Origin of the sequence: Alcanivorax sp. P2S70, from assembly GCF_000475295.1 — a bacterium.
In the GTDB taxonomy this organism is placed as follows: Bacteria; Pseudomonadota; Gammaproteobacteria; order Pseudomonadales; family Alcanivoracaceae; genus Alcanivorax; species Alcanivorax profundi.
Genome location: NZ_AXBZ01000076.1, coordinates 78,318 through 103,203 on the forward strand (window position 1 = coordinate 78,318; position 24,886 = coordinate 103,203).

A 24,886-nucleotide genomic window follows, 5' to 3' on the forward strand; every position below is an offset into this window, starting at 1 on the left:
TGCAGGGCTGTGCCTGAGTAAAAAGACGCCGCGGGGTTGCTTGCGTGTTTGCGAGGACCAGGGAGAGCCCCGCGGCGTTGAAACATTGGGCGGCGTATGTATGCCGCCCCAGATTCGTGCAGTGTGATTACAGCGGGAAGCTGTAGCCAACCACGAACAGCGGATCCTGATCATCGGTCACTGCCGCAAACTCGTCGCTGTCGACGACTTTGGACACAGTGAAGGTCAGGTTTTCGATCGGGGAGTAGCTGAGATCTACGTGGGTGTAGTTAGCATCGTCAGCGTCCAGATCCCAGGTGCCGACCAGTACGCCAAACTTGTCGTACTCGTAGCCCAGGGTCAGGTAGAGGTCATCGCCGAAGTTTTCCTCGTCGGAATCGCTCAGGTTGTTGGCGCTGACATAACCGGTCAGGCTAAAGCCTGCCATGCCAACACTTGCAATGACTTCAGCCAGTTCACCTGCGCCTACATCATCTTCCGGGTAAACATAGGTCCAGTAGGACAGGTCGTAGCTGAGACCGCCCGCTTCGCCACCAAAACCGGCGTAGAAGTCAGTTTCAGTAGAAGTGGTGCCTTCGGAATTAACAGAAGTCCCTGCAGAAGATACCCAGGTACCTGCGTACAGACCTACGTCGGTGGTGAAATCCAGGCTGCCGGAAACGTTTGCAGTACCAGCAGACACGTCCTGACCACGCCACAGGTACATGCTGGCAATGCCCAGGCTACCGCTGATTTCTGCAGCAGCAATGGCAGGCGCCATTACGCTGGCAGCTGCAACCGCAGAGGCGATAACCGTTTTCTTCAGACCAAATACGTTCTTCATGTGCAACCCTCTTAACAAGTCTTAATTGTTCAAGTGTGCGCTAGTGGCGCACCGCCTATCAGGCTCGCATAAGCTATTGCAGAGAGCGTGCCAGTTTTTGTTTTCTTTTTTAAAACAGAGGGTTGCTGTTTTGTTGGGGAGGAGGAAGGGGTGTAAAGAGGCTGCAATAGAGGTATTGGTGCACCGTTATTGTGCGGTGCACCAAGTTGGTATGTTGCTTATGGGCATTCCCAGTCAACCCGGACGGCATCGGCCGACTGGCCCTGGCTATCGGTAATGGACAGTCCGCACTGTGCCTGGCTGTAATTGAACACTGCTTGATAGTGCTCGCCAGCAACGGCCTCAAATTGCAGCGCGACCCGGCAGCGGTCGCGCTGGGTGCTGTTGGGATGCTTCTGGTTGTAGATGATACCGACCCGAGTCTGGCTGGAAGGGGCCAGAGTGGTGGTCACTTCCGTGCTCTTTTTCATGGTCTCAAGCAAGTCGTTGAGCGCGTCTCCGCCCATGGGTTTCTGGGCGATAGAGTACTCGGTGGACTGGAAGCCCTTGCCCGGGACACAGATAGCCGGTTGGGCCGCGGTATCGTTACTGGTAAAGGTGATCTGGGCTGTGTCGTCACCGTAGGGGGCCTGATAACCAAAGTTCTGGCAGCCTGCAAGGACCAGCACCAGAGCCGGAGCGAATCGTTTCATACCTAAATTTCCTGAATCGGGTTTGGGCAAGTGTAAGCCAGTGAGCCGAATGACCCAACTGTGTGCACCGAATTAATGCAAATGCAGGGCCAGCTTCACGAAGCCTCATGCCTGGTGATGGAACCAGTGCTGTATCGCCTGATGTGCCAGCGTTTTGCGTTCACTGGCTGAGGGGAGCCAGTTGCCAGCATTGGCTGTCATGGCGGTGAGGAACTCAAACAACGGCAGGTGTTGGCGTAGTACCCGATGATGACGGTGGGAGATCACCGGGTTGAAGTAGCCAAAGAAATCGAGCATTTGCCGGGGATTCTTGCGCACCCAAAGCCAGGAGCCCATTTCCAGCGTAAAGGGCAGAAAGGTATGCGCTGGTGCTTTCTCTTGAGCGTCATCGTAGAGGTAGTCCCACAGGTCGCCATGGGTGGTGTAGTTAACAGACTGAGGTTCAATCAGGTAGGGGTGATGATGAGGGTAGGTGCCCTCCAGGGTTTGTTTAAGCCGGTAGACCTCGCCAATGTGTGGAATGGGCCTGTGGCTACGGGCATAGCAGCACCATATTCTGTCCCGGCGCCCAAAGCCGCTGTGGCAATCAATGCTCATGGAGAAAGGCGCGGGAAACAACTTTTCCTGCACTACCCTGGCTACAGCCTGGGCTTCTGGTTCCATGGGATCGCCACTCTTGCCTCTGTACCAGGGAAGATGGCGGGAAATGCGATGCCCACCTACCAGAAACGGTACCTTGCCCATGGCATCCACCGGGGCGTTGCGCATCAGATCAACCCCATTGGGATTGCTGCGGGTGCGGTTCCAGATACCCCCGGGGTTGATCATTGGCATGAATACCAGCCGCACCTGCTCAAGTCGCCGATGGAGCTGATCATCCCACTGCAAGCGATGGATAAGGCTGTGCAGCCAGGACATCAGAACCTGGCTGCCAATCCGTTCGACGCCATGAACGCCACCGAAAAAACCAATCACCGGAGCCCGGGGAGCGGTGGATCCCATCTCGATAACCTTGATGGGCAGGCTGATCTTTCCCATGGGTACGTCATGAACGGTACTGACCCGCAAATGCCGTTTGCCATGCCGGATCAGGGATTCCAGCTCGAGCAGTTCCGGCAGATGGCGTTGCAGCAGGTAGAGTCGTTCTTCCATAGGCGGGGTGGGCTGGAGCGAAAAGTGTCGAAAAGGTTACCGCAAGGAGGTAACAGAAATGTGACGATGGCGGCACGCTACGAGCTTAAGCTCGGTTGGAATGGAAAACGCAAAATCGTTCAGGGGTTTTTTAGAAGAACGGAAATGCCTTCGTTATCGTTGAGTTCTGCGCCTAAAACTAACCCGAGCACTCCGCAGGAGAGTCGTGCAGCGGGATAACGCACGCAGGGCGGTCCCGAAGGGCGTTACGAAGCGAATAACTATGCTTGCATAGCGAGCCGAGGCCAGGCGAGGGATGAGTTTCGAGAGGCAAAACCGGTAGTCATCTTTTAGTGGTTCGCAGCTCGTTACTCGAAACTCCCTTCTGACACCTTTGCCTCGCTGTCACCTGGAGGGTTTGCAGGCAGGCTCCTAAAGCTGGATGCAGAGAAAACGGGAAGCGCCTTCACCAAACCGTGACCATCCTGTCAGCGATCTGTCATTCGGCAGGCATAGCGTGCTCTCAACGGGAACGATCAGAAACCTGGGAACGTCTGCGATGGCATCCACTCTGGATTCTGCTTTTACCTTACGGACCGGCGATATACTGCTGTTCTCCGGACGCGGGGTGACCAGTGAGGTTATTCGGTTGTTTACCCGAAGCCCCTGGAGCCACATTGGCATGGTGGTGCGACTGCCGGAATGCAGCGAACCTCTGGTGCTGGAGTCCACCACGTTGGGGGAGTCGGTAGATATTCGACTGGGGAAACCTGTCGCGGGGGTGTCACTGGTATTCCTTTCCAGCAAGTTGGCGGATTATCCCGGATCCGTTGCCGTGCGCCGTCGCCTTGGGCCTGATCTTTCTGACCGTCAGGACAGGCTGCTGCAGCGTTTGGTCAGGCGATTGCTGCATCGTCCTTACAAGAATTACCTGCTCTGTAATGCCATTGATGTTTTGACCGCCTTCCAGCGGAAGCCGGACCGGCGCGGTTGGTTCTGCTCAGAGCTGGTTGCCGAGCTCTATCGCCGCGTGGGTTGGTTGCCGCCTGATACACGCGCCAGCACGTTGGTGCCTGGCCATTTCGGATCTCGTCACATGCGATTGCAAAACGGCAAGCTTGAGCCGCCACTGTGGCTCAAGCAGGGACCGGGTTGTGAACGAATTCAGGTTAGAGCCAGCGTCGAGTGCGGTTACGGTACTGTTGCCAGGCCTCACCAAACTGCTGTTCATGAAACGCTTCTTCTGCGGCAATCACGTGTGAATGTATGACCCAAAGCACCGGGAGCTGCATCAAAAGCATGCCTGTACTGTGTTGGCTAAGCGCGGCGGCGATGGCCAGCAGGCTGAAGCCAAGATAGATCGGGTTACGGCTCATTGCGAAAACGCCCGTTGTCAGCAGTGTGCTTGCCGCGCGGTGAGGCATGAGGGTTGTCCTCGCCCGTCGTAACTGGAGGGCTGCGAGTACTACCAGTAACAGCCCGAATACAGCAAGCAGGCTGGTCAGCCATACGCTGCCGGGGAATTGGACAGCCGGGAAATGAATTGCCCTGTCGATGCCATAGCCCATTAACAGGCCGCCGAGATACAGCGCTGGCGGGGGCATCATTACCTGAGGGTGATCCAGAGACATAAGATTGATTTACCGTTTATGCGATGTTTGATGTTCACCAGTTTAGCGGACAGATGAAATGGACAGAACGGAAAAAGAAAAGGCAAAAGTTTTCAAGGAGGGCTATTGATCCCTTTCGAAAAGCTGGGTTATGGTAATTCCATTCCCGCCTCTGCGGGAGTGATCGCGATCAAAAGCTGTTAACAGCTGAATGCAACTGAACCGCCAAAAGGCTTAAAACCAGGGCGGCAGGGGGCAGGCGTCACTCTCGCAATTTCAGACCTGACGCTCACCGAATGCCGCCAAACCAACGCAACCGTACCGTTTAACGGCACAGGGGATACGCATGGAAGAGCGCGCGGCCAGACTCCACACCCTTTCCACCAGCCACTACGCGAGCGCCAGCCAGAACGACAGCACCATCGAGCAAGAACAGAAAAAAACCTACGTCATCGATACCAACGTCCTGATCCACGACCCCAACTCCCTGTTGAACTTTGAAGAGCACCGCGTGGTGATCCCCATGACGGTGCTGGAAGAACTGGATAAGCTGAAAAGCGGTAAGTCGCATACCGCCGCCGATTGCCGGGCGGCTATTCGCCAAATCGACAAGGTGCTCGGTCACGCCACGCCGGAACAGGTGGAGGCCGGGATTCCCATTCCGCGCGGCCCGGATAACTCAACCCAGGGCACCCTCACGGTACTCATGTCGAGCCTGGAGGACATCAAGGCCCCCCTGCCGGATCATCTGAACGATAACCGCATCATCAACGATGTGGTCGCCATGAAGGCCCAGGCCCCGGATGAACGCTTTATCCTGGTGACCAAGGACATCAACATGCGCCTCAAGGCGAGGGCCTGTGGAATCGAGTCCGAGGACTACCACAACGATCAGCTGGTCACGGATATCAAGCAACTGACCCGGGGCTATTTTGAGGTGCCCGGCTCGTTCTGGGACCAGGTCACCCAGGTGGAAACCGAGCAGGACGGACCGGATACCCTGCATTATCTCTCCCACGGCTTGCTGGTGAGCGAGATTCTGGGGGAAGAGGTCTATCCCAACCAGTACATCATTGATGAGCAAGGCTTTGTCGGCCGGGTCATGCATATCGAAAACGGGGTGGTGACCCTGAAGCATTACAAGGCAGACAGCATGCTGGAGCAGGAGGCATGGGGACTGAAGCCCATGAACATCCAGCAAGCCATTGCGCTGCAATTATTGCTCGACCCGGATGTGCATCTGGTCAATCTGACGGGGGCGGCGGGCTCGGGGAAAACGATTCTGGCGCTGGCAGCGGCCATTGAAATGACGGTGGAGCAAAAGCGCTTCAACAAGATTATCGCCACCCGCTCCACACCACCGTTGGCTGAAGATCATGGTTTTCTGCCAGGCACCGAAGAAGAGAAGATGGATCCCTGGCTGGGGGCGATCAACGATAACATCGAAGCCCTGCACCTGAACGATGAGAATCCCACGGGCAGCATTCAGTACGTGAAAGAGCGCGCGAATATCCAGTTCAAGGCGATGAATTACATCCGTGGCCGAAGCTTTCAGAAGTCCCTGATCCTGATCGACGAAAGCCAGAACCTGACCCCTCATCAGATGAAAGCCATCATCACCCGGGCAGGCGAAGGATCCAAAGTGGTGTGCCTGGGCAACCTGGCCCAGATCGACACCCCTTACCTCTCGCCCACCAGCTCCGGACTCACCTACATGACCGAACGCTTCAAGCGTTTTGTCCATGGCGGGTCGGTGCAGTTGAATGGCGTGCCGAGATCGTTGTTGGCGGAATATGCGGAGTCGTTCCTCTAGTTAACAGTTAATAGTGAACAGTTAACAGCGAAATACTCGCGGTAAATTTTTTTTTCACCAATGAAAGAGGCCGCGCCCAGACCTTGGGCGCGGCCTCTGTACTCTCAGCGCACAGCAATGCCAATGCGCGTCGCTGTTAACTGTTCACTATTAACTATTAACTGTTAACTGCCTCAACAACTTTTTTGCACGCCTCCGACCCATAAAAATCCTCCACCACCCATTCCACGAACGGCTCCAGAACGCCTTGTTCTACCAATACAGTGGCACCTTTGGCGAGCGCGGGTGTGGTGATGGCGTGGACCCGTTGTTCAGTGATCTGCATGTTTTCCAGCAGGGTCTTGAGGGGCATCTGGCTCAGAGAATCCACGGCGGCCCGAATACCGACACCGACCAGGCGACGGGTGTAATCCAGCCGGGCGCTTTCGTCACCGATGAGGCAGCCTTGCTCAATGACGTCGCCAATGGTGGCCTTGGGAACCAGGGCCAGGTAGTCAGCGGGCTTTAGTGGGGCGACCCGACGGTAACCGTCTCGGGCAAGTTGTTCGATGCGCTCGTTGGTGAGTTGTTTATTCAGCCACTGCTCGCCGGTTTTCAGGGTGACGCGAATATTTTTTTGAAGATAGGTACGGATGGATTCTTCCATGCCGCCCATAGCCTTGCCGACCACACTCTTGCGGCCCATCTTCATCACACTGCTGACGCCTGGCAGCTTGGCCAGGGCATTTTCTTCCAGTAGAAAGTTCTTGATGCCGGTGTACAGCATCTCGCTCACCATCTCACTGACCAGAGGATGGTTCATTGCGGCATGTACGGCTTTTTCTCGCAAGGTTTGCAGTTGCAGAGCCTGTTCGAGAATGGCTTCAAAGTGTTCTTCGCGCAGCAGCTCGCCCAGGGTGGCATCATCGCGTTCGGCAGCGTCCCAGACGGCCAGGGTAACATCGGTGACGACTTGCTGAAGTCCCTGGGCGCTCAGGGCGTCTTGCAGCCAGGCATCCACCACCTGGCAGAGGCTGTCGGCGTCAACCAGCTTTCCCAGCGGCACATCGGTAAGCAGGGCGCTGGCTTGGCTTATCATCGCCTGCCAGTGTTCGGGAGCCTGCAGTTGTTGGGTCAGGTGAGTCTTGTGGGCGTCACGCAATGCGTTGATCAGAGAGCTTGAAGCCATGATGAATATCTCTTTGTTATTGGTGTGCGGCCTGCGAGTCAGCGTGGGGCGCAGGGTGGTCGCAATGATGGCTTCCTATACTGCGCTATCACGCTGGATGTGTATGTAACTGGGTTGACGTGAAATCAGGGCGCTAGTGCGAATGTGTCAGATTGGGTGATTTTCGTTCAAGAACCGTTGATCCTCCATTCGCTTCATTTTGTCGATACGCATAAGCATGCATTGGTTTTCTCTGCCTATTCTGGGGACGTCCCCGTTGGCTTGCAGACCAGTTACGTCCAGCAGTGGTTGCGGCACCGGGGGCAGGGGATTGCGGCTGTTTTCGCTTGCCATATTGACGTAGCGCAATGCCCATTGGCTGCTTGTGGCGTTCAATGATGTCCAGCCTCAGTGAGAGTGGGATGCAGGCGCCACAGCAGAATAGTGCTAACGAAAGGGGAAAAATATGAAGCTGCGAGGACAGGGAAAAAACGCGATGGCTCTGGTCGCCTTGATGGCGGCAGGACCCGCATTGGCTCATGAAGCAGGGGATTTCATTGTACGTTTTGGGGCAATTCAGGTTGATCCCGATGTCAGTAGTGAGACGTTCGATTCTGCCTTGCCCGTCGTGGGCGGGTTGGGCGTGGACGTGGACGACGATACCCAGTTGGGGCTGACTTTTGCCTATATGGTGACCGACGCCATTGGGGTAGAGCTGGTAGGTGCGACGCCATTTACCCATGACATTATTCTGGATACCGGTGGCAGCGGTGTCGTGATTGGTGAAACCAGTCATTTACCTCCGACCTTGCTTGCCCAGTATTACGCGCCGTCGGTTGGCCCGGTAAGGGCGTATCTCGGGGCGGGTATCAACTACACGCTCTTTTTTGATGACTCTATTGATGATGCGGTTGTCAGTCCGTTGCTGGGTGGCGGTGATGCCGACGTCAAGCTCAGTAATTCCGTGGGCTTTGCCTGGGAAGTCGGGGCGGATGTGGCGATCAATGATAACTGGCTGTTCAACGTGAGCGTCTGGAATATCGATATCGATACCGAGGCTCGGTTGTACGTCAATGATGCCCGGGTAGACAAGATCGATGTGGAAATCGATCCATGGGTGTACATGGTCGGCTTGGGCTACCGCTTCTGATTCGTTACTGTGACAGAGGCAGGGGACTGCCGAGCAGGGCGATCTGGTTTCAGGTCAGATTGCCCTGCAGGCGGGGAGCTTGCCACCCACGTCAATCAGGCGGTTTCCTCGAGAGTCTCTGGAAATTGCTGGCGAAAGATGTCGTAGCCGCCATCCAGACTCACGGCCTGAAAACCTTGTTCGGCCAGCCAGTCAGCGGCGCCCTGGCTGCTGTTGCCGTGGTAGCAGTAGATCACCAGGGGACGCTCCCGGCCGGTGTCAGCCAGGAACTGATCCACGTTGGCATTGCTCAGGTGGATAGCCCCGCGCAGGTGCCCGGCGGCGAAGCTGGCGGGATCGCGGATGTCCACGAACAGGGCATTGCCGTCATCAAAGCGGGCCTTGCCTTCCGCAGGGCTGATCCGTTCAGGCATGGTTTTCCTCTCGTTCCTGCAGCAAGTCTGCTGGAGGGTATTCGCATTCCAGCTTCATGCTGATGGCATTTTCCAGTTCGGGCAGCAGGAAGGCATCGTCTTCACAGGCGAAGCTGATGGACATGCCACTGGCGCCTGCGCGACCTGTACGGCCGATACGATGTACGTAGTCTTCCGGGTCTTCCGGCAGGTTGTAGTTCACCACGTGGGACACGCCGTCGATGTGGATGCCTCGCCCGGCCACGTCGGTGGCAATCAGCACCTGCAGGTCGCCGGAGCGGAAGCGCTCCAGTGTCTTCATGCGCTGGTTCTGGGGCACATCGCCAGAGATCATCGAAACCTTGAGGCCTTTCTTGTGCAGGCGGTCGTTGATGCGGCGGGTAATATCCCGACGGTTGGCAAACACGATCACCTTGTCCATGTTCATGCCGGTAATCAGGTTGTACAGCAGCTTGAACTTGTCGTCGGTGTTGGTGATATAGACCTTCTGCTCAACACGCTCAGTGGTGACCTGTGCCGGCTCGATTTCTACCACTTCGGCGTCCTGGGTCCAGCGACGGGCCAGATTCATCACATCGTCGTTGAAGGTGGCCGAGAACAGCTGGGTTTGGCGGTATTTGGTGCGTGGCGTCATGCTGACAATACGCTTCACGTCTGGAATAAAGCCCATGTCGAGCATGCGGTCGGCTTCGTCCAGAACCAAAAATTCCACCCGGTCGAGCCACAGGTCACGGCGTTTGGCAAAATCCAGCAAGCGCCCGGGTGTGGCAACCAGAATATCGATTTCCCGGCTTTGCAGGCGTTCCTGTTGGCGGTTGAAGTTCATGCCGCCGACCACGCTCATGACCTGCAGGTCGGTGTACTTCGCCAGCCCTTTGGCGTCCTTTTCGATTTGCATCGCCAGTTCGCGGGTAGGGGCGACGATCAATGCGCGGGGCTCACCGGCGTAGCGTTTCACTTCCAGCGGGTGCTTGAGCAGATCGTTGATGACGGTCAGCAGGAAGGCGGCGGTTTTACCGGTGCCTGTCTGGGCGCGACCAATGGCGTCGGCGCCGGCCAGGGTGTGTTCCAGCACCTCGGCCTGAATGGGGGTGCAATACTGGAAGCCAAGATCGGCAATCCCGCGCATCAGGCGCAGGTCCAGATCAAAATCGTGAAAGCGGCGTTCGCCGTCTTTTTCGGGGACCGGGAACTGATCCAGGGTCCAGGCGGTTGCCTTGTCTTTTTGCATGTATTCGCTCAGTCTGAATGCGAGTGGTTTGTTGTAGAACCTGCTGCTTGTCGGGCAGGTCCAAGGTTCCGGCCAGCAGACCGGCCCCGATCCTCTAAACCACCTATTGTAGAAAAAATAGCCAGCGCTGTCAGAGGATCTTGAGCATGAACATGTTTCGCGGGGTCATTGTAGTGTTTTGGTTGGCGGTATTGTTAGCCATTTTCGCGGATTTACCGGTACCGTTCGACCGTTTGTTACTGAGCGCGGGGGCGGTGGTGGCCTTTTTACATGCCCTGGAGCTGGTGGGGTTTGGGGTCTGGATCCGTCGCCGAGGGCTGTTTCACTGGCGTGACGGGGTGATGATCATGATCTTCGGGGTGCTCTACCTCAAGCCTCGCATGCGCCGTGCCCGCCAGGCTAGCGTGTAAAAACCAGTATCCGGTTGTTGGCGGGCATGGCGTGGTCTGCCCGCAGCGTAGCGCCATGGCGTGAAAAGGCCTCAACTACCCATTCCTGATCCCGGATCCCGCGGTGGCTACCGGCTGCCTTTAGCCACGCGTCGAAACGGGCATTGGATTCACTGGTATAGCGACCGTCGTAATTGAACGGGCCATAGACCAGAAAGGCTCCGCCCGTTTCCAGTCTCTCGCACCCGTGCTCGATACAGCGAGATACCTGTTCTGCACTCATGATATGGAAGGTGTTGGCGGTAAAGAGATAGCGGTAGGGACCAGCAGGCCAGTCGCCGGACACGTCCAGTTCAAGAGCGGGCAGGGAGCGGTTGGCTGGCTCTTGCTGCCAAAGGCGGATGCCTGGCAGGTTGTCTGCCACATCAGATGCTTGCCACTGCAGGTGAGGAAGCTGGGCGGACAGCCAGGCAGCATGCTGCCCGGTGCCCGAACCGATTTCCAGCAGCGCCCCCGGTGCCTGGCAGTGCTGTTGCAGCACGGCCAGGATCGGCCCCTTGTTGTTTTCGCAGGCCTGGGAAAAAGGGCGCTCGGACACGGTTACTTCTTGCTCATGTACTTTTGGCCCATGGCGATCAGCTTCTGGTAGCTGGTCGGCAGCAGGCGCTGCATGGTGTCCACTGCCACCGCATCGGAACCGATCAGGACCCGGCGCTTGTTGCCACGCACCCCTTTGAGAATGGTGCTGGCGGCTTCTTCCGGGGTGGTGCGGAACAGTTTCTCGAAATCCTGAATGGACTGTTCCTTGTTGGCACCGGTAATGCGTTCCACGCCCTCGCTCATGCGCGCGGCCTTGGCGATGTTGGTTTTGATGCCACCGGGGTGGATGGAGGTACAGGACACCGGGCTACCTTCCATTTCCAGTTCGATGCGCAGCGATTCGGTGAAGCCACGTACCGCAAATTTGGCAGCGTTATAGGCTGACTGGGTGGGAATGCCGACCAGACCAAAGATGGAAGACACATTGATAATGTGCCCCTCGCCGGATTGCTTCAGGTACGGCAGGAACGCCTTGGTGCCATACACCACGCCCCAGAAATTGATGTTCATCAGCCACTCGAAATCGTCGTAGCTCATGTCTTCCACGGTGGCACCCAGGGCAACACCGGCGTTGTTGAAGATCATGTTGGCGTAACCGAAATGGTTTACCACATCGTCGGCGAAGTCATAGAACGCCTGGCGGTCTGCCACGTCCAGCACCTTGGTCAGCAGGCGGTCTTCGGCCAGGCCGAGATCCTTGGCGGTCTGCTTCAGGCCAGCTTCGTTGATATCGGAAAGGGCGAGTTTGGCTCCGCTGGCGGCCAGTTCCTTGGCCAGTGCACGGCCGATACCGGAACCGGCACCGGTGATAACGGCAACCTTGTCTTTAAAATTCTTCATGATGACTCCGTGTTCAAGTCCCGTGGTCGATGGGCACCGAGTGTAGACACTTTGTCACTGCCGAATGGGCCAATCCTGTCCGACAGGATCGGCCCGGTATGGCATCACCGCCGGTTATGGCGGTCGCTGTAGCTATACCAGCGCTTGTGGGCACGCATGGGTAAGGGGCTGTGCAATGAGCGCATGACAGGTCTTCATCAACCGATCGACGTCTTCCTCGTTGCGGGGTATGGGCTGTGGAGCATGCAGCGTCAATGTGGCCTGGTGGCCAGGCTGCAGTCGTGCAGTGCCGGGCGGCAGAATATCAAAGGTGCCGGTCAGGGTGACAGGCAATATCGGCAGTTGCAGCTCTTGTGCCATTTTGAAGGCGCCTTTCTTGAAGGGTTTGAGCTGCCCGTCACGACTGCGGGTGCCTTCAGGAAAAAACAGCACACTGGCGCCATGACTCAGCCGTACCCGTGCCTCGTTGAGACTGGCGATGGCGGCGTCCCGGTCGCTTCGGTTGATAAAAATGTGCCCCAGCTTTTCGCAGCAGATACCGATCACGGGCACCTTGCGCAGTTCATGTTTCATTACCCACCGAAAGTCCACGCCCAAATAGCCGTAGAGAACAAAGATATCGAACTGACTCAGGTGGTTGGCCACGATGACGTAACTCTGGCCTGGCTGCAGATTGTGGTGGCCAAACTGGTCTACCCGCACGCCGCTGTACAACAGGCAAAGGCGAGCCCAGGGGACCGCACTGTAGCGGGCAACACGGTCGGCAGACAAAAAGGGCACCAGGGCCAGACAGATCGCTCCGCAGACCAGAGTGGTCGCTGCCATCAGCGGTACAAAGATCAGCCAGCTATAAAGAAAATAGAACAGCCGTGTCATGGATGGGTACGCTCCAGAAGGACGGATAGGTACCCATGTTAAGGGAGGTGTGACCGAAAATGACAGGGTGATAATCACTTTGTTACGTTTTCATTATCTCCCTTTCGGCCTTTACAGCGTTGTTTTGACTGGCGTGCTTTCCTGTGGCGTCAGCGGGGCCGCAGACTGAGGTCTTCCCGGGCCGCGCAGATCCAGATAGTCATAGTAGCGGTTCTGGTATTCCGGCTTCATGACGATGCGTCGCAACCGTTCAAGGGTGAAATACGGTGCGTCACGCAGCAGAATGTTGGCAATCCAGGCGGGAATATACCCTCCTGGATCGAGAATGATCTCGTAGATCATTTCCACTTCGTCATTGCCAATACGGGTAAAGCCCAGTTTGCCCCACATTTCCGGGAAGCGGATGTAGTCATTATTGGGGGGGAGGGCATCCGGGCGATTGATCAATTCGATCATCACCGACTCTTCCTCGTCATTGAGGGTCTGGTGCACCTTGGCACGCAGCACGGCCTCGCGATCGGCCAGCGGCCAGGGGAGCTGGGTGGTAAACCGCAGGCTACGGTCCAGCGGGCCTTGCCGGTCAAACTCTTCAGCACTGTCAATGAAGTGCAGCCATTTCGGGTAGGCGGCGTAGTCGTTCATCAACGCCACCAGTGCATATTCGTCCTTGAGGGTGAAGCGAGTGGTGCCCCGAAAGGTTTTCAGGCGTGATTCGTCACGATGCTTCATATACACCTGAATACCGTTACGTTCGCTCACCAGTTTCCAGTCATGGTTGTCTTCAGCGTGGGCGGGCAGGCACGAGAGGGCCAGCAATAATGCCAACCAGGCAATTGCAAAACGTTCCATTGCAGAAAGTAAAGTCCTTGGTGCTGTTCTTGGAATAGTGTCTGTCATCATTATGACATCGCCCTCTTGCTGTGAACACATTGTGATCAAAAGGCAGTGGGCGAGTTCACAACTTCGGACGGTCGGCAGGGTTCGCGAGGTCAATGGCAGGCAATTTTCTGACAAGGATACATACTGGCCAGTCTCATTGCGTTTGAAGTATCAGACGCTGGCACTGGCGTGCGATTCATGGAGAATAGGCCCGCCGATAACGGATACAACGATCATTTTTTATGTTGAAACGTGCTTTTCATCTTTTGGTGGGTATGGCTCTTGTGGCGGGTTACTACGCAGCTTCTCCGTCTCATATCTGGCACCCGACGCCCCCTTTGGTACCTGATGCCAGCACCAACAATGCTGACTATGGTGGTGGCTGGACAGGGCAGTTTGCTTCTGATGCGGATACCCGGATGGTCCACGCCCCGGCTATGGTGGAGTTGCCGGATGGCCGACTGAGGGCCTTCTGGTTTGCCGGTACCCGTGAAGGTGCGGCAGATGTGGCGATTCACAGTGCCCTTTTTGATCCTTCTACTGCCAAGTGGACTGACGAAGCCGTGGTGGTGACCCGGGAGCAGATTGCGTCTGGCTGGAATCGTCACGTACGCAAGCTGGGGAATGCCGTCCCGGTTCTGGATAAAGACGGCCGTATGCGCCTTTTTGTGGTTGCGGTCAGTTTCGGAGGTTGGGCGGCCAGCCGTATCGTGGTGCTGGAATCCGACAATCAGGGTGAAACCTGGTCGTTTGACAAGGCGCTGGTTACTACTCCCTTCCTGAATATCAGTACCTTGGTCAAAACCCCCCCTTTAAAGTATGCCGATGGAACCATCGGATTGCCGGTGTATCACGAAATGATTGGCAAATACGGTGAAATCCTCCGGATTGACGCCAATAGCCGAATTTTGGGCCGTGCCCGTATTGGCCACGGTCGCAAGGCGATCCAGCCATTAGTGCTGGTGGACGCTCATGACCACTCGGTTTCCTTTCTGAGAAATGAAAACGAGCCCAACAATGGTTACCTGTATCAGTCTGATAGTGATGATGGCGGCTGGCAGTGGACCCCGCTGGCTTACTCTAGTCTGGAAAACCCCAGTGCGGCGGTAGGGGGGGTGGTACTGGGCAGGAATCATTGGCTGCTGGTAGCCAACTGTAACCGGGAAGAGCGCGATGACCTGTGCATTCGTGAAACCCGGGATGGCGGCACCACATGGCAAGTGGCCTGGACTCTGCATGATCGTGAACAGTGGCGTGATGAGGCGTTGACAACAGGGCAGTACGAGGCGTTGATTCGGGCTGAGTTGCAGACGGGGAATGCGCCGGAAAATCCCGAGGTGTTGCTGGAAAGGGTCAAGGCCAATAAATGTGATGAGCGACATGGCTGCCGTTTCCAGTACGACTATCCCTATATGATCCGGGCAAGCAATGGTGACTTGCACGTGCTTTATACCTGGAACAAGAGCGCCATTCGTCATGCCTGGTTGCCGGCGGGTGTCGCAGGCACCGGCCAGTCCGTTGTCCCCGCGCCGAACGAAGGAGCACCGCAATGACCATTGATTTGTTAATTACGGCGCTGGTGCTGGTAGCGGTACAGCTGCGTATTAGTGCGTCTATGCTGGAGTTCAAGCCTCGCATTATTCTTGCGGTTCTGGTCTTCGTCTGGGCGTTATTGCCTTACCCCTGGGGCCCGGCTGCATGGCTGAACAGCTACCTGTCCGGGTTCAGTATCGCTAGCGGCTTGTTGGCGATACTGGCGATCAAACATCGTATCACCGGCTATTACTGGTTACCGGTGGGGCAGTTGCGAAGCGCCTGTGTGATGCTGGTGTTGCTGGCGTTGTGGTTTTATCCCACAAGCATGGGTTCCAGCTATGCGGATCCGTATGCCATGGGGTTTGGCGACTTTGCCTTGAGCACTGGGCTGCTATTGGTGGGGCTGGTAGGTTGGGTGACCCGTGCTTACGCCTCTTGTCTGATCCTGGTGGCCGCGCAGTTGGCTTTCCGGGCGGATCTACTGGTCAGTGACAACCTGTGGGATTACCTGCTTGATCCCTGGCTGGTGTGTTGGGCGGCGGGTTGGCTGGTACGGGACCGGCTGCTGCGGTCCCGTGGCGAGTGTCAGGAGGATCGTGCTGACGCGACTCTGGCAGACCACAGTGATGCAGCCAGATAACCGACGACAAACATCAGTACATTGCCAATCAACCCGGTGTAGTAGAGGTCAAAGGGGGCGCTTAGCGCCTCCGGCAACATTCCCTTGTTGGTCAGCACGGTCCAGCCGGTAAAGACCAGCGTGCAGGCAATCCCACACCAGGCCGCTCGCGCATCGCCGCGCTGACTAAAGAAACCAAGAAGATACAGCCCCAGCATCCCGCCGCCCAGCAGCGAGACCAGAATGGTCGAGGTGTCCTGCAGGGTCTTGGTGTCAGTCCCATTTAGCCACAGCGCACCTGCGATCATCAGGGCCGTCACCGCGACGGCAATGGTCCAGGCCGCTTTCAGGTAGTGGCGGTCGTCTTTGTCCGGACGCAGATGTCGGCGGTAGAGGTCGACCACGCTCACCGTTGTCACCGAATTAATACTGGAATCCAGAGAACTCATGGCAGCTGCCAGAGCGGCAGCGATCACCAGGCCGGCCACGCCGGCAGGCAGGTAGCCAGTGATGAAATGTGGCATCAGGGTTTCGGCACGGGCCTCGCCATTCAGAATGGCGCTGGCCTGAACATCCGGGAACGTCTCAAAGAACACCCAGAGCGCGGTACCCAGAAACATGTAAAAGGCCCAGATTGGCAGGGCGGTGAACAGATACACCCACAGGCCGCGACGGGCTTCCTGGGTGGATTGTGAGGCGCAGTATCGCTGCACCGTGTTCTGATTGCTGGAGTATTCGGTGAGCCAGTTGGTGAGGCCGATCAGCAGCATCATGGTGGCCGTTTTTTCGCTCAGCGAGAGTGACCAGGAGGTCTCGCCGGGAGCGCCGTTCTCCCAGGGGGCCAACGCAAACTTGCCGGCCGCCCCTGCTTGATCGACGATCTGGCCCAGACCGCCGGGCAGTGCCTCCAGAATCACCCACAAGCAGAGTATCCCGCCCAACAGCAGTACCACGGTTTGCAGCACATCGGTCCAGATCACCGCATCGATACCGCCAATCACCGTGTATAGCCCCACAAAGAGCCCGCCGAGCACAATGGCTGTGGTGGGCGACAAGCCCGTGACTTGCTGAATCAGCAGGGAAAGCAACCACAGGATCATGGCCAGGCGAACCACCTGGGCTACCAGAAACGCTACCGCCCCGTAGACCCGTACCGAGGGTCCGTAGCGCATTTCCAGAAATTCGTAGGCGCTGGTCATGTTGCCGCGGCGGAAAAACGGCAGAAATACAAAGGCCGCCACCAGGATCGCAGGCAGCAATGCCAGATTGGGAAGATAGCGTAGCCAGTCAGTTTTAAAGGCGTCGGCGGGGTAGGCCAGAAAGGTGATCGAGCTGATGGAGGTGCCCACCAGCGACAGGCCGATCACCCAGCCTCGAAAGCGACGGCCGCCGACAAAGTATTCTTCGGTAGAGGTGTTACGGCGAGAGAAGTAAATGCCAATGCCCAGCACGATACACAGATAACCGGCCAGGACAATCCAGTCTGCGATTGCCAGTGTCATTGTTGTTATTCCGGGTCAGGCAATCCGGGGCGGCAACCATGTTGTGTTGCGTGCCCCGAAATGCGTTCGGGGTTACTGCTCGATATAAACGTTATCGGCCTGTTCGCCACGGTCGGACATGCGCGTGTCGAAGCGAACCCGGGTGCCGGTCCGCAGGCTGCGTCGGCCACCATTCTGAACGGCCTTGAAGTGCACAAACAGCTCCTCACCCTTGTCGGTCAGGATGAAACCGAAGCCCTTGTTGGGGTTGAACCACTTCACCTCACCGCGTTGCTGGCCGCTTCCGCCCGTTGGCAGTGGCAATTTTGCGGGCACCAGCTTTGCAAAAGGAATCAGCGGCAGCAGATAGACCAGGGCGGGGATCCACAGCCACCATTGGTCGGCGAAGACCGCGTTGCCGTGGCTGGCGACCAGACCTGCCAGGTAGAAAAACACTGCCACATGCAGCGGAACCCGCTGCGGGCCGCCCAGCAGGCAGGCCAGATTGACCGCCGCGGCCAGCAGCAGGCCCAGCCCGGTTTGTTGGCTGTGAATGTTGGAGACCTGCACAAACGCCAGATTCTCGTGGATAGTGACAACAGCCATTTCCGGGGCGAAAAGCAGCCAGGCGCCGGGGATGGCCAGTAACAGTGCCGCAGCGATATAAAATGCGGTCAGGGGTTTGGAAACATTCATGGACTAGACATTACCTTGTTGAAAAAATGCATTCACAATGATGAAAGTGTCGAAAACCGCCGGATTAAAAGGAGGCGGTGAAGCAGGGCGGCGCGGTACCGGGCCCGGTTTGGCCTTGTCTGCGCTCTGTACGACCGTGCAACTGGCGCATTGTACCCAAGCCGGCAAGGAAACTCATGTGGAGTCACATTGACTGATTATCCTTTTCTCAAGCCCGCTTTTGTTGCGGCACTGGAAAGTGGCGGGGCGGTGAGCCCCCAGCGCGGCTGGGGCCCCAGTCATCAAACGCTGAATCAAGGCTGGTTGCCCCTCTACGCCCGCAATGATTCCCGTGGCGAGTATGTCTTCGATTACAGCTGGGCAGACGCCTATCAGCGCCATGGGCTGGCGTACTATCCGAAGTTGGTGACGGCGATTCCTTTTACGCCTGTGGTGGGACCCCGTTGGCGTGGGACCCTGAATGCAGACCAGATTTGGGAGGCGGTTAGCGAGCAAATGGCCCAGCAGGGCGCCAGTGGCTGGCATGTGCTGTTTCCTGACAGGGCGTGTCGAGAGCAGCTGTCGGCATTACCCCTTGTCTCCCGCCAGGCCTGCCACTTTCGCTGGTTCAACCGTGATTATCAGGACTTCGAGGACTTTTTGAGCCGGTTTCAGTCGCGAAAGCGCAAGAACCTGCGCAAGGAAAGGCGCCGCATTGCTGAGCAGGGCATCGCTGTCACACGTTTACAGGGCGGGCAAATTAGCGATCAGGATTGGGCCTTCTACTACCAGTGCTATGCCAGCACCTACCTGAAACGTGGGCAGCTCCCCTATCTGGATGAAGCATTCTTTGCGGCGATTCGTGAGGCCATGGCGGATCAGCTGATGTTGGTGTTGGCACGACGTGGTGAGCAGCCATTGGCGGCGGCGTTGTATTTTCAGGATGGTGACTGTCTTTACGGTCGTTACTGGGGCTGCCTGGAAGAGTGTGACGGGCTGCACTTCGAGCTTTGTTACTACCAGGGCATTGAGCATGCCATTGCGTCCGGACTGGCCGAGTTCGACCCCGGGGTGCAGGGAGAACACAAGATCCTGCGCGGTTTCGAACCGGTGATCACCTGGTCGCTGCATCACCTGCGTGAGCCCGCCTTTCAGCGAGCGATTGCCGATTTTTGTCGGGAGGAGGCTGAACACGTGCGGCGCTACAGGGAAGAGGCGCGTTCGCTGCTGCCTTATCGGCGAGATGCGCGCTGACTAGGCGGCGATTGATTCTTCACGGTGGTACACAATTGCCATGGTTACCCTGTCGCAGAGGTCTGCGTCGGGGTGATCCGGTGATTTGGGGCCAAGCTCTGCGGTAACGTCGTCCAGCTCACTGGCGGTTTCGTCCTTTAGATCGGCAAAAAACTCCCAGACTCGTTCTTCACAGTCAATGAGGGTGCCAGTGTAGATGCCGTCATCAAACAGGCACACGCCGGAAAAAACGGTGGTGTCGGGGTCAAAACCGTGTCCTCGCACCCATTGCGTCAGTGCGGGGTTTAATGTGCCACTGCGGACTTGAGACGTAATATTTTCGACCGCGGCCCAAGCATTGCGAGTGCTGACTTTGTTGAATTCCATGTCTTTCAACCTCTCCCTACAATGCCATGATTCTGCATGGACAAACGTGCTAAAAAATAGGCAATTTGCGTAAGCCAGTGTAAGCCTTTTCCTATTTTTGAAGCAGATTCACACTCGCAAAGCGATCAATGGTCGGCAAAGCAGGGTGGAAGGGGGCATTCCAGTAAAGAAGAAAGAGCTCGCAGCGTCTCCCGTTCCCGGGTTTTCAATTCGCCATCGTCCATAGCCAGGTCAACGGCGCTGTCGATGATGGGCCCCTTGAGCAAGGGGGACAGATCCGTCAGGCGGTCGACGGCTTGAAACAGCTTGTCGCTGCTGCAATGGGTCAACGGGAGCAAGGTGCGCCCGGCAGGAAGGAGTCCCTGGGTATAGCGGCTGAACAATGCTGTGCCCGTGTCTTGTGTGGCGCCACTGGCCCACACCAGCAGGGAAAAGAGAAGCTGCAGTTCTGCCGCTACCGCGCCATAGCGATGAAAGCGGGTGTGCCGGTTGCGCCCCGCCCGCTCGCCAAGTTGTTGCCTTGCCAGCCCCAGCAACGCCCATTCAAACAAGCTGAAGGTGTTGTCCGCTTTGGCGAGAGACTCCAGTTCAGCAAGTAGCTGTTCGCGGGCGGCACGGGGTTCGTTCTTCAGTGCGGGCAAGGCCAGATCAATGACCGGCAGGCGGAGGGTAGCCCCCAGGGGGCGAAGCGCTTCTGCCAGCGTCTCAAGGGCAGGCTGATCGTCCGCCAACCCTGCCTGACGAAGCTGGTGGGCCGTGTCGTTGCGATTGCTGGCCAGAATCAGGGCCAGCAATGCCCTGCGGGCACCTTGCGGCTGGCGCAGGGACTGGCGAATTTCCTCTGGCAGTTGCGCCAGCGTGGTCTGTGCCCAATCAATGTCGGCGTCTTTCACGGTCCCTACCTGACTGGAGACCCGGGCAGGGCTGGCGCCCGGGGCGAAGCCCAGAGAACCGTCCACATTGGCAGCCTGTGGCGCTGACGGCGGGTTGGGTGACGGGTCGCCGGATTGTCTGGCCCGGGCCCTGGCTCGCGCAACCCAGCCCTCACCGAGAGCGGTGAGGCGCTCATCCACCGGTGGGTGCGTGGAGAGCCAGCGTTGCAGGTGCATTTTGACAGGTAGCACAAAGCACATATGGCTCATGTCTTCCGCATGGGCGTTGGCAAGATAGGAGCCGCCGTTGTTGCGCACCTGGATCAGGGCGCCGGCCAAGCCATCGGGGTTACGGGTGAATTGCACGGCAGACGCATCAGCCAGCAGCTCCCGCTGACGGCTGATAGCCGCTTTGATCAGGCGTCCGAAGAACAAGCCCACATAGCCGATGACCATCAGGGCCAGCCCGACAATAACCAGATTGCCCTTGTTGTTGCGTCTGGACGATCGGGACTGATGACGCTGGCTGTGAAGCAGATATTCGCCGACTTTGCCCACAGCAAGAATGCCGGCAAGCACTGCCACCATCCGCAGGTTGATGCGGATGTCAGCATTGAGAATGTGGCTGAATTCATGCCCTATAATCGCTTGCAGCTCGTCCCGTGAGAGTTTGTCCAGTGTGCCCCGAGTGACCGCGACGATGGCTTCTGAAGGACGGAAGCCGGCGGCAAAGGCGTTGATGGCCGGTTCCTGCTCAAGCACGTAGATTCTGGGTGCCGGGATGCCGGCAGCGATGCTCATCTCTTCCACCACGTTAAGCAGACGCTGCTCGCTGTTATCGGTGGTGGTGGCGTCGATTGGCTTGGCGCCCATCATCTCGGCGAGGGCGGGGCCGCCCTTGCGTAGCTGCCAGGTTTTCACCAGACAACCGCCGACAATGACCACAAAGGTGCCGAGTGCGATCCAGGCCGTAAGGGGGTGGGCCCAGGGAGCCTGAAGAGAGACTCCCGCGCCGGAGAAATGCAGGATCAGCAGCATGGCGGCGGTCACACTGGCGATCACTGCCACCACTGCCACGACGAAATAGAGCACCAGCAAGCCGGTTTTACGCCGGGCACGTTCCTGGTGTTGGAAGAAATCCATGGCCCAATCTCAGCGGATCAGAAACCGACCTTGACGGCCTTGCGGGCCTCTTCGTTCTCGATCTTGAGCAGCTGGGCTTCCTTGAAGCTGCCGAACAGTCCGCCAATAAAGTTTTGCGGAAACTGCTCGCGGTAGGTGTTGTAGTTCATGACGGCATCGTTGAAGGCCTGCCGTGCAAAGCCGATGCGATTTTCGGTGCTGGTCAGCTCTTCCATGAGCTGGCTCATGGTCTCGTTGGCTTTCAGGTCCGGGTAATTCTCACTGAGGGCGAAGAAGTTGGCGAGGGAGCCGGACAGCATGGATTCTGCTTTGCCGAGTTGGGCCACGGCGCTGGCGTCATCGGGGTGGGCGGCGGCGGCCTGTTTGGCGCTGGCCGCCTGATTGCGCGCCTCGATAACCTGAGTCAGGGTCTCTTTCTCATGACTCATATAGGCTTTGGCAGTCTCCACCAGATTGGGGATCAGATCATGGCGGCGTTGTAGCTGCACGTCGATCTGGGCAAAACCGTTTTTGAAGCGGTTCTTGAGGGCGATCAGTCGGTTGTATACCGCGATGATGTAGATAACGACGGCGGCGATCACGCCAAAGAAAAGCAAAGTGCCCATGCGGGTGGTCCTTCCCCAAGCAGAGATGATTGTCGTTCTAAACTACTGCAAAAGTACCAGTGGGGAAAGGTGGTTCTGCGCCGAAGCCGTTGCGGGGTATCAGTACTTGATGCCCCACTTGCGATACAGGAAGCCCATGATCCAGGCGGGTCCGATCATCAGATACTGGATGTCTTCAAAGAACGAGGGTTTCTTGCCTTCCACCTTGTGGCCCCAGAACTGGCCGATCCAGGCGAGTACAAAGACCACCAGAGAAAACAGCCCGACGCTGATGCCGGTCGAGGCGATCAGGCCAAGCCCGGCCAGGCAGATAACACTGAAGACCAGCATGCCGAGGGCGATAGGTTTGGAGAGGCGGGCGTAATAGGCGGTAACGAACACCAGCGCCAGGCAGGCCCAGAAGCCGGTGAAAAGGGGGGCGGGAATCGCCCAGAGAAAACCGACGATGGTGAAAAAAATCACCGGCACGCAGACAAAATGCACTTTCTTGTTGGTGGGGTTCTGGTGGCTCTCGCCATAGGCGTCGAGCCAGTCATCCATGCTGCGGGTTGCCATGGTTGCCTCCCGGTAATTTTTCGATGCTGACAGTATAGCGCGATGTGGTGGCCAGGATACGAGAGGGGGCAATTGAGAATTGATAATGGCGCGGAAGGGCCGGCCAGGAATCTGAAAGCAATGAGACCGCGCCCAAAGTCTGGACGCGGCCTCTCGCGTCTGAAAACCTCAAACCTGGCTCGCGCCAGTTATCAATTATCCATTACCAATTGGTTTTTACGCCCCCAGCCAGATGGCCACGTCAGTGGGCTTTACGGGAAGGTAATGATCCACCAGCAGAGCCGTGAACAGGGCAAAGAGGTAGGTGATGGAATAGCCGAACGTCTTCATGGGAAGTTTCGGGTCATCTGAAAAGCGCAGCCGCACAGCGTGGTAAAGGAATACCAGGCCCAGAATCAGCGCGGCAAGCAGGTAGATCAGGTCACTCATGCCGGTCAGGTAGGGCAGCAAGGTGCAGATGAACAGCAGGATGGTGTAGTACAGAACGGATTCCCGGGTAAAGGGGATGCCGTGGGTGACAGGCAACATGGGGATGTCTGCCTTGGCGTATTCGTCCTTGCGGTGGATGGCCAGCGCCCAGAAATGGGGAGGGGTCCACACGAAGATGATCAGCACCAACAGCCAGGCATAAGGGTGAACGTCACCAGTCACGGCAGCCCACCCCAGCAGCGGCGGGATGGCGCCGGCAATACCGCCGATCACGATGTTCTGCGGGGTCGCCCGTTTCAGATACAAGGTGTAAATGAACGCATAACCGACGAAACCAAACAGGGTCAGCCAGGCGGTCAGTGGATTGACCAGGAAATACAACATGACCATGGACGCCGCCGCCAGCAGAACGGCAAAAGTAATGGCGGCTTTCGGACTGAGCTTGCCGGCGACCAGAGGCCGCTTTTCGGTGCGAGTCATGATCGCATCGATTTTCTGGTCCATGATCTGGTTGATGGCCGCAGAAGACATCATGGCCAGCGTGAGACCAATAAAGGACGGAATAAAAATATCCAGCGGCACCATCCCCGGGGGATCGGTCGCCAGGAACATGCCTGCCACGGCGGTGACCATCAACAGCATCACCACGCCCGGCTTGGTGAGGGCAAGGTAGTCGCGCCAGGTTGTGGTATCACTCATGATTTTGCTTCTCCCTGTCGCGGATTGCGTATGCCGCATTTCACATTGATGGCGCGGATAAACAGCACCAGTGATGCGAGCAGAATAACGGCTACAAAATTATGGGCAACGGCCACGTCCAGAGGGACCGCAAACACCACATTACTGATGCCGAGGGCGAGCTGTACGACCAGCAAGGACAGGATGGTCAGGGCGAAGTTACGGAAGAAGGTGCTGCGGGCGCGCAGCAGGATTTTGGCAACCAGCGCCAGTACCAGCAGGGTCACCAGTAAAGCGCCAAAGCGGTGCATGACGTGAATGGTGGTACGCGCGTGATTATCGAGGACGCCGTATTCAAAATCCGGTTGATCATGCTCATGGCCCCAGAAGATAAAGGCTTCCTCGAAGTCCAGACGCTCTTGCCAGCCTGCTTCGCACACCGGCAGTTCGGTACAGGCCACAGCGGCATAGTTGCTGGCAGTCCAGCCACCCAAGGCAATTTGCAGAATGACGGCGGCCAGTGTGATGGAGGCCAGCGGTTTGAGCATCCGCACATCGCAATCGTTCAGGAAGTTTGGCCAGCGGAATACCCTTGCGGTCAGCAGCACCAGCAGGGTAAAGGTGGTAAAGCCTCCCAGCAGGTGCAACATCACAATGGTGGGCTGTAGCCCCATGGTGACGGTCCACATGCCCAGAATACCCTGGAAAATCACCAGGGCGACCAGGAACAGGGGCAGCTTGAGCGGTTGTTTTTCCCGCTTGCGGTTTATGAAGGAGAGCACCGCAATGATGATGATGATGAGTCCCAGGGTCGAGGCGAAGTAACGGTGTACCATCTCAGGTACCGTTTTGTGGGCTTCGCGGAGGCTGCCTGGCACTGCTTCATTGGTGGTGTTGACGTGGTCGATGGCCTTACGTACGTCCAGGTGGCCGTAACAGCCTGGCCAGTCAGGGCAACCAAGGCCGGCATCTGCCAGCCGGGTCCAGGCGCCAAGGGTGATTACGCCCGCGGCCAGAATGACCGCGAGAACGCAGAAGCCGCGCAGCCAGCGCTGTGAAGAAGTCGGTGTTTGCATACC

25 protein-coding genes are annotated in these 24,886 nt (G+C 57.3%); 6 read left to right on the forward strand and 19 right to left on the reverse strand.

Annotated features, from left to right (window positions below):
- Positions 1–127: 127 nt before the first annotated feature.
- The 4 genes from Q672_RS33185 to Q672_RS34060 form a co-directional block, all read right to left on the reverse strand.
- Complete coding sequence (locus Q672_RS33185; protein ID WP_022986861.1) at positions 128–823, reverse strand: TorF family putative porin; 696 nt, start codon at positions 821–823, stop codon at positions 128–130.
- Positions 824–1,041: 218 nt separating this feature from the next.
- Complete coding sequence (locus Q672_RS33190) at positions 1,042–1,515, reverse strand: hypothetical protein (protein WP_022986862.1); 474 nt, start codon at positions 1,513–1,515, stop codon at positions 1,042–1,044.
- Positions 1,516–1,620: 105 nt separating this feature from the next.
- Complete coding sequence (locus Q672_RS33195; protein WP_022986863.1) at positions 1,621–2,667, reverse strand: M14 family zinc carboxypeptidase; 1,047 nt, start codon at positions 2,665–2,667, stop codon at positions 1,621–1,623.
- A 1,148-nt stretch (positions 2,668–3,815) separates the two neighbouring features.
- The gene (locus tag Q672_RS34060; protein WP_233552466.1) at positions 3,816–4,253 is read right to left on the reverse strand and encodes a methyltransferase family protein; all 438 of its coding nucleotides are present in this window, start codon (positions 4,251–4,253) and stop codon (positions 3,816–3,818) included.
- Between the two features lie 349 nt (positions 4,254–4,602).
- Between Q672_RS34060 and Q672_RS33205 the strand changes: the two genes are divergently transcribed.
- Positions 4,603–6,069: a PhoH family protein gene (locus tag Q672_RS33205; protein WP_022986865.1), complete on the forward strand. Its 1,467-nt coding sequence runs from the start codon at positions 4,603–4,605 to the stop codon at positions 6,067–6,069.
- A 157-nt stretch (positions 6,070–6,226) separates the two neighbouring features.
- Here Q672_RS33205 and Q672_RS33210 read toward each other — a convergent pair whose 3' ends face one another.
- Complete coding sequence (locus Q672_RS33210) at positions 6,227–7,237, reverse strand: hypothetical protein (protein ID WP_022986866.1); 1,011 nt, start codon at positions 7,235–7,237, stop codon at positions 6,227–6,229.
- Positions 7,238–7,682: 445 nt separating this feature from the next.
- Between Q672_RS33210 and Q672_RS33215 the strand changes: the two genes are divergently transcribed.
- Complete coding sequence (locus Q672_RS33215) at positions 7,683–8,366, forward strand: OmpW/AlkL family protein (RefSeq protein WP_031227169.1); 684 nt, start codon at positions 7,683–7,685, stop codon at positions 8,364–8,366.
- 95 nt (positions 8,367–8,461) lie between these two features.
- Here Q672_RS33215 and glpE read toward each other — a convergent pair whose 3' ends face one another.
- Together glpE and rhlB are read right to left on the reverse strand one after the other, a co-directional pair.
- Positions 8,462–8,779 (reverse strand): thiosulfate sulfurtransferase GlpE, encoded by a 318-nt coding sequence (gene glpE, locus Q672_RS33220; RefSeq protein ID WP_022986868.1) that lies wholly within the window; start codon positions 8,777–8,779, stop codon positions 8,462–8,464.
- On the reverse strand, positions 8,772–10,010 hold the full coding sequence (gene rhlB, locus Q672_RS33225) for an ATP-dependent RNA helicase RhlB (protein WP_022986869.1): 1,239 nt from the start codon (positions 10,008–10,010) through the stop codon (positions 8,772–8,774). Before rhlB ends, glpE begins: the two co-directional genes overlap by 8 nt.
- A 146-nt stretch (positions 10,011–10,156) precedes the next feature.
- Between rhlB and Q672_RS33230 the strand changes: the two genes are divergently transcribed.
- Positions 10,157–10,420, forward strand: coding sequence for a DUF1145 domain-containing protein (locus Q672_RS33230; RefSeq protein ID WP_022986870.1), 264 nt, complete (start codon positions 10,157–10,159; stop codon positions 10,418–10,420).
- Here the strand turns inward: Q672_RS33230 and Q672_RS33235 are convergent.
- From Q672_RS33235 to Q672_RS33250, 4 genes are all read right to left on the reverse strand, one after another.
- Positions 10,410–10,997: a DUF938 domain-containing protein gene (locus tag Q672_RS33235; protein WP_022986871.1), complete on the reverse strand. Its 588-nt coding sequence runs from the start codon at positions 10,995–10,997 to the stop codon at positions 10,410–10,412. The two genes, Q672_RS33230 and Q672_RS33235, sit on opposite strands and share 11 nt — an antisense overlap.
- Before the next feature lie 2 nt (positions 10,998–10,999).
- Positions 11,000–11,839: an SDR family NAD(P)-dependent oxidoreductase gene (locus Q672_RS33240; protein ID WP_022986872.1), complete on the reverse strand. Its 840-nt coding sequence runs from the start codon at positions 11,837–11,839 to the stop codon at positions 11,000–11,002.
- A gap of 132 nt (positions 11,840–11,971) precedes the next feature.
- Complete coding sequence (locus Q672_RS33245) at positions 11,972–12,715, reverse strand: lysophospholipid acyltransferase family protein (protein WP_022986873.1); 744 nt, start codon at positions 12,713–12,715, stop codon at positions 11,972–11,974.
- 111 nt (positions 12,716–12,826) lie between these two features.
- The gene (locus Q672_RS33250; protein WP_022986874.1) at positions 12,827–13,564 is read right to left on the reverse strand and encodes an START domain-containing protein; all 738 of its coding nucleotides are present in this window, start codon (positions 13,562–13,564) and stop codon (positions 12,827–12,829) included.
- 272 nt (positions 13,565–13,836) lie between these two features.
- On the opposite strand from Q672_RS33250, the gene Q672_RS33255 reads away from it, so the two are divergent.
- Together Q672_RS33255 and Q672_RS33260 are read left to right on the forward strand one after the other, a co-directional pair.
- A complete protein-coding gene (locus Q672_RS33255) occupies positions 13,837–15,147 on the forward strand; it encodes a sialidase family protein (RefSeq protein ID WP_022986875.1) in 1,311 nt (436 codons plus the stop codon).
- Positions 15,144–15,770 carry a hypothetical protein gene (locus Q672_RS33260; RefSeq protein ID WP_022986876.1) on the forward strand — a complete coding sequence of 209 codons (627 nt, stop codon included), beginning with the start codon at positions 15,144–15,146 and terminating at the stop codon, positions 15,768–15,770. The genes Q672_RS33255 and Q672_RS33260 overlap by 4 nt, the downstream gene beginning before the upstream one ends.
- On the opposite strand, the gene Q672_RS33265 is transcribed toward Q672_RS33260, so the two are convergent.
- Positions 15,716–17,251 carry a sodium:solute symporter gene (locus tag Q672_RS33265; RefSeq protein ID WP_022986877.1) on the reverse strand — a complete coding sequence of 512 codons (1,536 nt, stop codon included), beginning with the start codon at positions 17,249–17,251 and terminating at the stop codon, positions 15,716–15,718. The genes Q672_RS33260 and Q672_RS33265 overlap by 55 nt on opposite strands.
- 72 nt (positions 17,252–17,323) lie before the next feature.
- Positions 17,324–17,926: a cold shock domain-containing protein gene (locus tag Q672_RS34435; RefSeq protein ID WP_022986878.1), complete on the reverse strand. Its 603-nt coding sequence runs from the start codon at positions 17,924–17,926 to the stop codon at positions 17,324–17,326.
- A gap of 189 nt (positions 17,927–18,115) precedes the next feature.
- Between Q672_RS34435 and Q672_RS33270 the strand changes: the two genes are divergently transcribed.
- On the forward strand, positions 18,116–19,159 hold the full coding sequence (locus Q672_RS33270) for a GNAT family N-acetyltransferase (protein WP_022986879.1): 1,044 nt from the start codon (positions 18,116–18,118) through the stop codon (positions 19,157–19,159).
- Here the strand turns inward: Q672_RS33270 and Q672_RS33275 are convergent, their stop codons facing one another.
- From Q672_RS33275 to Q672_RS33300, 6 genes are all read right to left on the reverse strand, one after another.
- Positions 19,160–19,525: a hypothetical protein gene (locus tag Q672_RS33275; protein WP_022986880.1), complete on the reverse strand. Its 366-nt coding sequence runs from the start codon at positions 19,523–19,525 to the stop codon at positions 19,160–19,162. It abuts the gene before it with no gap.
- A 125-nt stretch (positions 19,526–19,650) separates the two neighbouring features.
- On the reverse strand, positions 19,651–21,540 hold the full coding sequence (locus tag Q672_RS33280; RefSeq protein WP_022986881.1) for a M48 family metallopeptidase: 1,890 nt from the start codon (positions 21,538–21,540) through the stop codon (positions 19,651–19,653).
- Positions 21,541–21,557: 17 nt separating this feature from the next.
- Positions 21,558–22,145: a LemA family protein gene (locus Q672_RS33285; RefSeq protein WP_022986882.1), complete on the reverse strand. Its 588-nt coding sequence runs from the start codon at positions 22,143–22,145 to the stop codon at positions 21,558–21,560.
- 99 nt (positions 22,146–22,244) lie between these two features.
- Entirely contained in the window at positions 22,245–22,700 is a 456-nt protein-coding gene (locus Q672_RS33290; protein ID WP_022986883.1) for an Mpo1 family 2-hydroxy fatty acid dioxygenase, read from the reverse strand.
- A gap of 216 nt (positions 22,701–22,916) precedes the next feature.
- Complete coding sequence (gene cyoE, locus Q672_RS33295) at positions 22,917–23,828, reverse strand: heme o synthase (protein ID WP_022986884.1); 912 nt, start codon at positions 23,826–23,828, stop codon at positions 22,917–22,919.
- Positions 23,825–24,883, reverse strand: a complete 1,059-nt coding sequence (locus Q672_RS33300; RefSeq protein WP_022986885.1) for a COX15/CtaA family protein — start codon at positions 24,881–24,883, stop codon at positions 23,825–23,827. Before Q672_RS33300 ends, cyoE begins: the two co-directional genes overlap by 4 nt.
- Positions 24,884–24,886: the final 3 nt, after the last annotated feature.